Raw genomic sequence first — 10,659 nt, forward strand, 5'->3', positions numbered from 1 at the left:
AATTCCACAAGGACGTGGTCATCGACATCTTCTGCTACCGCCGCTTCGGTCACAACGAAGGCGACGAGCCGATGTTCACCAACCCGGCGATGTACAACCGCATCCGCAAGCAGAAGACCACGCTGCAGCTTTACACCGACCGCCTCGTCGCCGACGGCCTGATCCCCGAGGGCGAGATCGAGGACATGAAGGCCGCCTTCCAGGCCCGCCTGAACGAGGAATTCGAGGCCGGCAAGGCCTTCCTGCCGAACAAGGCCGACTGGCTGGACGGGCGCTGGAAGAACCTCGCCACCAAGGACCTGAACAACTACCAGCGCGGCGAGACCTGGATCAAGGCCGAGACCCTGGCCGAGGTGGGCGCCGCCCTGACCCGCGTCCCGGACGGGTTCGATCTGCACAAGACCGTCGCCCGCCAGCTCGAGGCGAAGAAGGAGATGTTCGCCAAGGGCCAGGGTTTCGACTGGGCCACGGCCGAGGCGCTGGCCTTCGGCTCGCTGCAGACCGAAGGCTTCGCCGTCCGCCTCTCCGGCCAGGACTGCACCCGCGGCACCTTCAGCCAGCGCCATTCCGGCTGGGTCGACCAGACCACCGAGGAACGCTACTACCCGCTGAACCACATCCGCCCCGGCCAGGCGCGGTATGAGGTCATCGACTCGATGCTTTCCGAATACGCCGTCCTCGGCTTCGAATACGGCTACAGCCTGGCCGAGCCGAACGCGCTGACCCTGTGGGAAGCCCAGTTCGGCGACTTCGCCAACGGCGCGCAGATCATGTTCGACCAGTTCGTGAACTCGGGCGAATCGAAATGGCTGCGGATGTCGGGGCTCGTCGTCCTCCTGCCGCACGGGTTCGAGGGCCAGGGTCCGGAACATTCCTCCGCCCGCCTGGAACGCTTCCTGCAACTCTCGGCCGAGGACAACTGGATCGTCGCCAACTGCTCGACCCCGGCGAACTATTTCCACATCCTGCGCCGCCAGCTGCACCGGACCTACCGCAAGCCGCTGATCCTGATGACGCCGAAATCGCTGCTGCGGCATCCGATGGCGATCAGCCGGGCCGAGGATTTCACCGACGGCTCCACCTTCCACCGCGTCCTCTGGGATGATGCGCAGAAGGGCAATTCCACGCAGAAACTGAAGGCCGACGACCAGATCAGGCGCGTCGTCCTCTGTTCGGGCAAGGTCTACTACGACCTTCTCGCCGAGCGCGACGCGCAGGGGCTGGACGATGTCTACCTCCTGCGGGTGGAACAGCTTTATCCGCTGCCCACGATCTCGCTTGGCCAGGAGCTTGCCCGCTTCCCGAAGGCGGAATTTGTCTGGTGCCAGGAGGAACCGAAGAACCAGGGCGCCTGGCTTTTCGTCGAGCCCGACATGGAGACGATCCTGACGCGCGTGCGCGGCACGACCACCCGCATGTCCTACGCCGGCCGCAAGGCCTCGGCCTCGCCCGCCACGGGGCTGGCCTCCCGCCACAAGCATGAACAGCAAACCCTCGTCGCCCAGGCCCTTGGCCTGAACTGACCTTGGAAAGACCGGAGACTGACAATGACTGACGTTATGGTGCCCGCCCTTGGCGAATCCGTGTCCGAGGCCACCGTTTCGACCTGGTTCAAGAAACCCGGCGATGCCGTGAAACAGGACGAGATGCTGTGCGAGCTTGAGACCGACAAGGTCTCGGTCGAGGTGCCCAGCCCCGTCTCGGGCGTGCTGGCCGAGATCCTGGCCCCCGAGGGCACGACCGTCGCCGCGAACGCCCGCCTCGCCATCGTGACCGAAGGCGCTGCCGCCCCGGCGCCCAGGACCCAGGACCCGAAGATCGCGGCCGCCGCCGCCGTCGGCTCGCCCGGTGCCGGGACCGAGGAAGTCACCCCCCGCGCCGACGTCGAGAACGCCCCCTCCGCCAAAAAAGCCATGGCCGAGGCCGGGCTTTCCGCCGATGAGGTCAAGGGCACCGGCCGCGACGGCCGCGTGATGAAGGAAGACGTGGCCAAGGCCGTGGCGACCCCGGCCCCGGCCCCCGCCGCCGCGCCGGCCGCCGCGCCCGCCCCCGCCGCCGTCCCCCGCGCGCCGATCCCGGCCGAGGACGCGGCGCGCGAGGAACGCGTCAAGATGACCCGCCTCCGCGCGACCATCGCCCGCCGCCTGAAGGACGCGCAGAACACCGCCGCGATGCTGACGACCTACAACGAGGTCGACATGTCCGGCATCATGTCCTTGCGCAACGAATACAAGGACGCCTTCGAGAAGAAGCACGGCGTGAAACTCGGCTTCATGTCCTTCTTCGTGAAGGCCTGCACCCATGCTCTGAAGGAAGTCCCCGAGGTCAACGCCGAGATCGACGGCCAGGACATCGTCTACAAGAACTACGTCCACATGGGCGTGGCGGTCGGCACCCCATCGGGCCTCGTCGTTCCGGTGGTGCGCGACGCCGACCAGATGGGCTTTGCCGCCATCGAGAAGAAGATCGCCGAACTCGGCCTGCGCGCCCGCGACGGGAAACTGTCGATGGCCGAGCTTCAGGGCGGCAGCTTCACCATCTCGAACGGCGGCGTCTATGGCTCGCTGATGTCCTCGCCGATCCTGAACCCGCCGCAATCCGGCATCCTGGGGATGCACAAGATCCAGGACCGCCCGGTCGTGGTGAACGGCCAGATCGTGATCCGCCCGATGATGTATCTCGCGCTCAGCTACGACCACCGGATCGTCGACGGCAAGGGCGCGGTGACGTTCCTGGTGCGGGTCAAGGAGGCGCTGGAGGACCCGCGTCGCCTACTGATGGATCTGTAAAAGGGGTCCGGCCTGACCCCACCCGTAGGGTGCGCTACAGCGCACCCTCCCACGGTGCGCAGTAGCGCACCCTACGAAAGCCATCGGATGCACCGCCCCGCCCCCACCGCCGCGACAAGCGCCACTCCTCCCCCACGTGGGCCGGAGCCGGGGGTGGGGCGCCTTCCGCTGGCCTTCCTCGCGGCCGTGGCACTGCTCGCCACCCCCGCCGCCGCCCAGATCATCCCCACCGGCTCGCCCACCGCCGATATCCTCCTGACCACCGCGCTGTCCGAGCAGCGGGTCTTCCTTACCTGCACCGCGCTGGATGCGGCCGACCACCAGACCGCCCTCGCCTTCTGGCAGGGCGATGTCGACGCCGCCCTCGCGCTTCTCGCCGAACGGAACGTGCCGGCCCAGGCGATCCAGGCCTTCCGCGCCGCCGCCCGGCCCGAGGCGCTGATGCCCGCCCCCGACACCCCCTTCGCCGAAGTGCAGGAATACTGCGCCGCCCAGGAGAACTGGCCCCAACGCTGGCAGCGCCGCGACTTCACCGAGCTTGCCCGCGCCCTGCCCGAAGCCATGCCCAAGGCCAGACCATGACCGCCGAACTGACCGCCCTGGCCCTTGCCGGTCTCTTGCAGGCCCTGCAATACGCCCTGTTCGCGATCCCCGCGAACCGCGAACTTGGGGTGGGCTACACCTCCAGCGCCCGCGACCGACCGCCCTCGCGCCAGCTCTCCGTGACCACCGCCCGCCTGCAGCGCGCGCTGAACAACCATTTCGAGGCGCTGATCCTCTTCACACTCGCCGTCGTGGTCGTGACCCTCGGCGACCAGTCCACCCCCGTCACGCAATACGCCGCCTGGACCTACCTCGCCGCGCGCCTGCTCTACATCCCCGCCTATGCCTTCGGCTGGCGCCCTTGGCGCTCGGCGATCTGGGCGCTAGGCTTCCTCGCAACCCTCGTCATGCTGGTGGCAGCTCTCATCTGACACCTTCTTCTGTTCCCAAATATCCCACGGGGGTCCGGGGGTGTGAAACCCCCGGCTCCCCGGTCAACCAAGGACCCGACCCATGGCAGATTTCGAGACCATCATCATCGGCGCCGGCCCCGGCGGCTATGTCGCCGCGATCCGCGCCGCGCAACTCGGCCAGAAGGTCGCCGTCGTCGAGGGGCGCGAGACGCTGGGCGGCACCTGCCTGAACGTCGGCTGCATCCCGTCGAAGGCGCTGCTGCACGCCACCCACCTCCTGCACGAAACGCATGAGAACTTCGAGAAGATGGGCCTGATGGGCGCCCATCCCACCGTCGACTGGGCGAAGATGCAGGCCTACAAGGCCGATGTCGTTTCCGGCAACACCAAGGGGATCGAGTTCCTGTTCAAGAAGAACAAGGTCACCTGGCTGAAGGGCTGGGCCACGATCCCCGCCCCCGGCCAGGTCAAGGTCGGGGACGAAACGCACAATGCGAAGAACATCGTCATCGCCACCGGCTCCGAGGCCTCCTCGCTGCCCGGCGTCGAAATCGATGAACAGACCATCGTCACCTCCACCGGCGCCCTCACCCTCGCCAAGCCGCCGAAGTCGATGGTGGTCATCGGCGCGGGGGTCATCGGGCTGGAGATGGGCTCGGTCTACGCCCGCCTCGGGACGCAGGTCACCGTGGTCGAATACCTCGACGCCATCACCCCTGGCATGGACGCCGAGGTCGCCAAGAGCTTCCAGCGCATCCTGGCGAAACAGGGCCTGAAGTTCGTCCTCGGCGCCGCCGTCCAGTCCGTCTCCAGGACGAAAACCGGCGCGACGGTCAGCTACAAGCTGCGGAAGAACGACAGCGAGGCCAGCCTTGATGCCGAGATCGTCCTCGTCGCGACGGGGCGCAAGCCTTATACCGCCGGCCTCGGCCTCGAAGCCCTGGGCGTCGAGATGGGCCCGCGCGGCACGGTCAAGACCGATGCGCATTTCGCCACCAACATTCCCGGTCTCTACGCGATCGGCGACGCCGTGGCCGGCCCGATGCTGGCCCACAAGGCGGAAGACGAGGGCATGGCCGTGGCCGAAATCCTCTCCGGCAAGCATGGCCATGTGAACTATGGCGTGATCCCCGGCGTGATCTACACCACGCCCGAGGTCGCCTCGGTCGGCAAGACCGAGGAGCAGCTGAAAGAGGAAGGCCGCCCCTACAAGGTCGGCAAGTTCCCCTTCATGGGCAACGCCCGCGCCAAGGCCGTGTTCCAGGCCGAAGGCTTCGTCAAGCTGATCGCCGACAAGGAGACCGACCGGATCCTCGGCTGCCATATCATCGGCCCGGCCGCGGGCGACCTGATCCACGAGATCTGCGTCGCGATGGAATTCGGCGCCTCGGCCCAGGACCTCGCGCTCACCTGCCACGCCCACCCGACCTGGTCGGAAGCGGTGCGCGAGGCGGCGCTGGCCTGCGGCGACGGTGCGATCCACGCCTGACCGGACCGCTCGTCGTTCGACTTCGTCTCCTCCTCGCCGGCTGACCCCTGCGAGGAGTGACGAAGTCATCGACGAGCCCTTCCGTCAATGCGCCGGACGGATGAACGTCCCGTTGCGCAATTCGGTGAAGGCCTGGCGCAGTTCGGCCTCGGTGTTCATCACGATCGGCCCGGCCCAGGCCACCGGCTCCTCGATCGGCGCGCCCGAGACCAGGAGGAACCGCACCCCCTCCGGCCCCGCCGTCACCGTCACCTCGTCGCCCGCGCCGAAGCGCACCAGCGTCCGGTTGCCCGAGAGGTCGCGGATGTTGACCTCTTTGCCCTGCACTTCCTTCTCCAGCAGCACGCCCTCGGGCCGGGCCGCATCGCGGAAGCTGGCCGCGCCCTCGAAGACATAGGCAAAGGCCCGGCGGCGGGTGTCGATCTTGAAGGTCTTCCGCTTGCCCGCAGGCACGAAGACATCCAGATACTGCGGATCCGCGGCGATCCCGTCCACCGGGCTTTTCACCCCGCGCCAGTCGCCGATCACCACCCGGATCGAGGTGCCGTCGTCCTCATGCCGCTCCGGCAGCGCCTCGGCGGGCATGTCCTGATAGCGCGGCGCGGTCATCTTCAGCGCCTTGGGCAGGTTGCCCCAAAGCTGGAAGCCGTGCATCCGGCCCTGCGCATCGCCCTTCGGCATCTCCTGATGCAGGATCCCCCGTCCGGCGGTCATCAGCTGCAACGACCCCGGCCCGAGGATGCCCTTGTTGCCCAGCGAGTCGCCATGCTCCACGGTCCCCGCCAGAACATAGGTGATGGTCTCGATCCCCCGATGTGGGTGCCAGGGGAACCCGGCGGCATAGTCGCGGGGATGCTCGCCCCGGAAATCGTCGAACAAGAGGAACGGGTCCGCCTCGGTCGGGTCCTGGAACCCGAAGGCGCGGTGCAGATGGACGCCAGCGCCCTCGATATGGGGCTGGGCGCGGCGGGTCTCGATGACGGGACGGATGGACATGGGTCTCTCCTGATGAATGGCTTGCGCTGAAGATGGGGCCAGGAGATGGGCAGGCCAAGGCGCAAATCGACATGGCTTCTGTGAGCCCACGCACAGAAGCCGGCAAAGCCGGTCGGCCCTGAAGTCCCGGTTCAGGGGCTGGACCGCTCGGGCCTTGCGACCTGGGTCGGCTCGATCATTATCGGGCGGAACCTGGGAAATCCTGCGTCCGCTTCGGCGGCGGCATCGACATGGGCAAAAGACGCGAAGAACCGTTCGACCCCGAAAGCCTCCAGCGTAAGATCCGCATAGGCCCGGACGATCGAGTCATAGCGATCCCGCAGCACCCGATTGCCGGGCGACAAGCCCCTGACCAGGACGAGCCCGGTGGGCGAGCAATCCAGCACCTCGACGGCAAGGTCCGGCCGATGCTCTTGCAGGATGGGAAGCAGTTTCCAGACATCGCCGGTCCAGGGCAATCCGCTCCGGTCCGAATAGTCGCGACTGGTCATGGCAAGGTCATAGGGACTGCAATCATGCATCAGGATCACGCCGTCCTCATGCGAGTGGTCCTCGGTATTCATGAAGTCGCGCAGCAGGAATTCGAACAGGTGCATCCCGTCCAGGAAGCTGGCCGAAAGCCGGATCGCATTCCGCTCCAGAAAACCCGACGCGAAGAAGTCGTCGCTGGTCTGCTGGAAGGCGAACATGGCGGGCTTCGTGCCGATCACGTTGCGCTCGACCTGGAAGAAGGGGTCCACCGCGATCGTCCGTCCCTGGGCGTGCTGGAAGATCTGGCCGGAACGGCAGCCGATCTCCATATACCAGTCGAAGGCCGCTTGGGCATGCAGCCGCTCGAAGAAGGTCACATAGCGCAGGCCGCGGGCGCCGCGGAATCCGGGCGCAACCTCGATCTTCCTGCTTCGCCCGACGATACGCTTCAGCGACGCCTTGATCCCGGTCGATGTTGTCATGCCCAAACTCGTATTGGCGGACGGTCCGCGCCAGATTCGCCGATCCCGGCAGCGCCCGCAAGTGCGCTCGCACGCCCGCCATCGGGCGATCCCCGAAGGCCGGCGGAAAGCGGACCCGGGGCACCTGGCCAGAATCCCTGACGCTTCGTAAACGCGCAAGGTCAACCCGTTGATTTCGTTATGCCCGAATATCCGCCCACCGTGGACACGTCACCCCGCGAGGTGCCGCAGCCCCTGGGTCACGTCGGTCCTGACCGCCAGCCGCAACCCCGGCTCGTCCCCCGCCTTCAGCGCGGCCAGGATCATCCGGTGGTGGGTCGGCGGCTCCCTCCGCTTGACCCGCGCATAGACCGCCCGCATCGTCGGGCCCAGCTGCAGCCAGACCGTCTCGCACATCGCCAGCATCGCCGGGGTCTGGGCCCGCAGGTAGAGGGTCCGGTGGAATTCCAGGTTGGTGCGCACATAGGCCACCGCATCCCCCTTCACTGCCGCCTCGCCGTTCATCAGGTTGATCGCCGTCAACCGTTCGATCAGCGCGAAATGGGCGCGGGGGAGCGCCCGGGCCGCCATTTCCGGCTCCAGGAGCGCCCGGATCGCGGCCAGTTCCTCGATCCGCTCGGGCGTCAGTTCCGGGGTGGAGATCCGGCCCGAGGAGGAGAGCGTCAGCGCCCCCTCCGCCACCAGCCGCCGCACGGCCTCGCGCGCGGGGGTCATCGAGACGCCATAGGCCCGGCCAAGCCCCCGCAGCGTCAGCGGCTGGCCCGGGTCCAGCTCGCCATGCATGACCTGCTGGCGCAGCGACCGATACAGTTTCTCATGCGCGGCGGCGTTGGGATCGGTGGGGCGCGGGGTCAGCATGGGCCCGAGGGAACACCCCGCCGCCGCAAGGGTCAATCCTGAAAGCGAAAGCGGTGCAGGGTCGAGCCATGCTCGTGCAGCCAGCCGCGATGCTGCCGCCAGTCGGGGCAGATCCCGGTCACGACCCGCCAGTAGGCGGGCGAGTGGTTCAGCTCGACCAGATGCGCGACCTCATGCGCGGCGACATAGTCCAGCACCGCAGGCGGGGCGAGGATCAGCCGCCAGGAATACATCAGCCGCCCGTCCGGCGAGCAGGAGCCCCAGCGCGAGCGGGTGTCCCGCAGCGCCAGCGCGGAATAGCTGCGCCCGACCCGGGCCGCATAGCAGGCCGAGGCGGAGGCGAGACGGTCGCGGGCCAGCACCTTCAGCCAGGCCGCCACCCTTGCCCCCGCCGAAGCGGGATCGCCCGGGACCAGCAGTTGCCCGTTCTCGACCCGCAGCCCGCGCCCCGAGCCCGGCGCCAGCAGGAGCGGCAGCCCCTCGACCGGAAGCGTCGCCCCGAGGCCGACGGTGCGCGCTGCCGTCCCGGGGATCGCCGAGAGGGTCTGGCGCAGCCAGCCCTCCTGCCCGCGCAGGAAGGCCATCGCCTCGGCCTCACGCGCGCGGGTGGGAATCGAGAGCGTGACCTTGCCGTCCAGCCGCGAGACGCGCAGCGAGAATCGCCGCGCCCGCGCGGACCGCTTCAGATGCACCTCGACCGGCGGAGAGCCCGGCAGGACCGGCATGGAAACCCCTTGAATGCTGGCGCGAGAATAGCCATTTGCCCGGCGAAGCAAAAGGCTTTGACAGTCGCCTGCACCTGTGGCAAGCGGCGTCATTCCGCCACCCACCACTCAAAGGGACGACCATGCCCAAGGAAGAATGGGGCACGAAGCGCATCTGCCCGACCACCGGCAAGCGCTTCTACGACCTGAACCGGACCCCGATCGTCAGCCCCTACACGGGCGAGGTCGTGGACATCGAATCCGTTCGTCGCAAGATGGCCGCCTCGGTCATCTCGCGCGCCGTTCCCGACAAGGATGACGACGTCCTGGTCGAGGATCTGGAGAATGAAGACGCGCTCCTGGAAGGTGCGGCCGCCGACGACAGCGAGCTGGACGATGATCTTCTGGAAGACGATGCCGACGACAATGTGTCGCTGGACGACCTGGCCGACGTGCCGGGCGACGAAGAGGAAGTGTAAGGGTCTCGCCGGGTGAAAAAAGGCGGAATTTTCCCCTTGCACCCCCCGGCGACCTACCCTAAACACCCGGCATCGCGACGGCGACGGCGCGAGTTCTCTCCGGTGGGGTCATAGCTCAGATGGGAGAGCGCTTGAATGGCATTCAAGAGGTCGGGGGTTCGATTCCCCCTGGCTCCACCAAAGAGAGACTGAAAGCGGGGCGGTTCACACCGCCCCTTTTCATTTCGCCGGTCGGGAAGGTGCACCGTGGCGCAGCCTGTGGGCGAATCGCGGGCCGGGCTTGACTTTCGTCCGCTGTAGGCCCATCTGCCCCAGGTCCGAAGCCCGTGCCGCGTGAGCACCGAAGGGCCCGGACGAATGGTTCCCACCGTCACGCAGGGGCGCCGCTTGCGGCACGGTCACGGGCATTCGCCCGGGGCGAGGGTCGCGGGCCCTCTGATTGATGGATGAGACCATGACCGGCTTTGCCGACCTCGGCCTGTCGCCGAAAATCCTGAAGGCGCTGGAAAAGACCACGCTGAAACAACCCACCCCGATCCAGGCCGAGGCGATCCCGCATATCATGCGCGGCGCGGACCTGATGGGCCTGGCGCAGACCGGCACCGGCAAGACCGCCGCCTTCGGCCTGCCGCTCCTGCACCGCCTTCTGGACATCGGCCACCCGCCGGGGCCGAAGAACGTGCGCGCCCTGATCCTGGCGCCGACGCGCGAGCTGACCACGCAGATCAAGGACAACCTCGAGATCTTCACCAAGGGTACCGCCGTCAAGGTGACGATGGTGGTCGGGGGGGCCTCGCTCTTCAAGCAGGCGCAGGCGCTGTCGAAGGGCACCGACGTGCTGGTGGCGACGCCGGGGCGGCTGATCGACCTTCTGGAACGCGGCGACGTGTCCCTGGAGAAATGCGCCTATCTGGTGCTGGACGAAGCCGACCACATGCTGGACATGGGCTTCATCCACAGCTTGCGGAAGATCGCCAAGCATATCCCGCTGAAGCGCCAGACGCTGCTGTTCAGCGCGACGATGCCCAAGGACATCGAGGAGATCGCCGAGACCTATCTGCGCAACCCCGTGCGCGTGCAGGTCGCCCCGCCCGGCAAGCCGGTGGAGCGGATCTCGCAAGGCGTCCACTTCATTCCGAACGGCGACAAGGCGAAGCTGCTGGAAGAATACCTCAAGAAGCATCCGGGCGAGCAGGCCCTGGTCTTCGGCCGCACCAAGCACGGGTCCGAGAAGCTGGCGAAGCTGCTGGCCGCCTGGGGGTTCAAGGTGGGGTCGATCCACGGCAACAAGAGCCAGAACCAGCGCGACCGGACCCTGACCGAGTTCCGCAGCGGCGAGCTGGACGTGCTGGTCGCGACCGATGTGGCCGCGCGGGGGATCGACATTCCCACGGTCCGGCATGTCTATAACTACGACCTGCCGAACGTCCCCGAG

Annotated in this window: 11 protein-coding genes and 1 tRNA gene; 8 read left to right on the top strand and 4 right to left on the bottom strand. The window is 67.4% G+C overall.

Translation table 11 applies throughout. The features are described from left to right. The 5 genes from ACE3UA_RS17295 to lpdA form a co-directional block, all read left to right on the top strand. Positions 1-1,523 (top strand): 2-oxoglutarate dehydrogenase E1 component (locus ACE3UA_RS17295; protein WP_374647362.1); only part of this gene is annotated, 1,523 nt, incomplete at its 5' end. A gap of 24 nt (positions 1,524-1,547) precedes the next feature. Further along, positions 1,548-2,789 (top strand): 2-oxoglutarate dehydrogenase complex dihydrolipoyllysine-residue succinyltransferase, encoded by a 1,242-nt coding sequence (odhB, locus tag ACE3UA_RS17300; protein ID WP_374647364.1) that lies wholly within the window; start codon positions 1,548-1,550, stop codon positions 2,787-2,789. A gap of 153 nt (positions 2,790-2,942) precedes the next feature. After that, complete coding sequence (locus ACE3UA_RS17305) at positions 2,943-3,371, top strand: hypothetical protein (RefSeq protein ID WP_374647366.1); 429 nt, start codon at positions 2,943-2,945, stop codon at positions 3,369-3,371. After that, complete coding sequence (locus ACE3UA_RS17310) at positions 3,368-3,763, top strand: MAPEG family protein (RefSeq protein ID WP_374647368.1); 396 nt, start codon at positions 3,368-3,370, stop codon at positions 3,761-3,763. Before ACE3UA_RS17305 ends, ACE3UA_RS17310 begins: the two co-directional genes overlap by 4 nt. Before the next feature lie 82 nt (positions 3,764-3,845). After that, positions 3,846-5,234, top strand: coding sequence for a dihydrolipoyl dehydrogenase (gene lpdA, locus ACE3UA_RS17315; protein ID WP_374647370.1), 1,389 nt, complete (start codon positions 3,846-3,848; stop codon positions 5,232-5,234). A gap of 84 nt (positions 5,235-5,318) precedes the next feature. On the opposite strand, the gene ACE3UA_RS17320 is transcribed toward lpdA, so the two are convergent. The 4 genes from ACE3UA_RS17320 to ACE3UA_RS17335 all read right to left on the bottom strand — a co-directional run bounded on the left by ACE3UA_RS17320 (position 5,319) and on the right by ACE3UA_RS17335 (position 8,766). Then, positions 5,319-6,230: a pirin family protein gene (locus ACE3UA_RS17320; protein WP_374647372.1), complete on the bottom strand. Its 912-nt coding sequence runs from the start codon at positions 6,228-6,230 to the stop codon at positions 5,319-5,321. Between the two features lie 131 nt (positions 6,231-6,361). Continuing rightward, positions 6,362-7,183: a hypothetical protein gene (locus ACE3UA_RS17325; protein ID WP_374647374.1), complete on the bottom strand. Its 822-nt coding sequence runs from the start codon at positions 7,181-7,183 to the stop codon at positions 6,362-6,364. Positions 7,184-7,393: 210 nt separating this feature from the next. Beyond that, a complete protein-coding gene (locus tag ACE3UA_RS17330) occupies positions 7,394-8,041 on the bottom strand; it encodes a GntR family transcriptional regulator (RefSeq protein ID WP_374647376.1) in 648 nt (215 codons plus the stop codon). Between the two features lie 32 nt (positions 8,042-8,073). Beyond that, the gene (locus ACE3UA_RS17335) at positions 8,074-8,766 is read right to left on the bottom strand and encodes a M48 family metallopeptidase (RefSeq protein ID WP_374647378.1); all 693 of its coding nucleotides are present in this window, start codon (positions 8,764-8,766) and stop codon (positions 8,074-8,076) included. A 122-nt stretch (positions 8,767-8,888) separates the two neighbouring features. Between ACE3UA_RS17335 and ACE3UA_RS17340 the strand changes: the two genes are divergently transcribed. The 3 genes from ACE3UA_RS17340 to ACE3UA_RS17350 form a co-directional block, all read left to right on the top strand. Further along, positions 8,889-9,224, top strand: a complete 336-nt coding sequence (locus ACE3UA_RS17340; protein ID WP_197644760.1) for a TIGR02300 family protein — start codon at positions 8,889-8,891, stop codon at positions 9,222-9,224. A 104-nt stretch (positions 9,225-9,328) separates the two neighbouring features. Continuing rightward, positions 9,329-9,404: transfer RNA gene (locus tag ACE3UA_RS17345), tRNA-Ala, on the top strand. A 274-nt stretch (positions 9,405-9,678) separates the two neighbouring features. Further along, positions 9,679-10,659: DEAD/DEAH box helicase (locus ACE3UA_RS17350; RefSeq protein ID WP_374647380.1), on the top strand; the 981-nt coding region annotated here is incomplete at its 3' end.

This window comes from Tabrizicola sp., from assembly GCF_041919135.1.
Taxonomy (GTDB): Bacteria; Pseudomonadota; Alphaproteobacteria; order Rhodobacterales; family Rhodobacteraceae; genus Tabrizicola.

Coding starts and splice junctions, on each gene's coding strand:
- ACE3UA_RS17325 (WP_374647374.1), bottom strand. CDS start 7,183: ATGACAACATCGACCGGGATCAAGGCGTCGCTGAAGCGTATCGTCGGG.
- lpdA (WP_374647370.1), top strand. CDS start 3,846: ATGGCAGATTTCGAGACCATCATCATCGGCGCCGGCCCCGGCGGCTAT.
- odhB (WP_374647364.1), top strand. CDS start 1,548: ATGACTGACGTTATGGTGCCCGCCCTTGGCGAATCCGTGTCCGAGGCC.
- ACE3UA_RS17335 (WP_374647378.1), bottom strand. CDS start 8,766: ATGCCGGTCCTGCCGGGCTCTCCGCCGGTCGAGGTGCATCTGAAGCGG.
- ACE3UA_RS17330 (WP_374647376.1), bottom strand. CDS start 8,041: ATGCTGACCCCGCGCCCCACCGATCCCAACGCCGCCGCGCATGAGAAA.
- ACE3UA_RS17320 (WP_374647372.1), bottom strand. CDS start 6,230: ATGTCCATCCGTCCCGTCATCGAGACCCGCCGCGCCCAGCCCCATATC.
- ACE3UA_RS17340 (WP_197644760.1), top strand. CDS start 8,889: ATGCCCAAGGAAGAATGGGGCACGAAGCGCATCTGCCCGACCACCGGC.
- ACE3UA_RS17310 (WP_374647368.1), top strand. CDS start 3,368: ATGACCGCCGAACTGACCGCCCTGGCCCTTGCCGGTCTCTTGCAGGCC.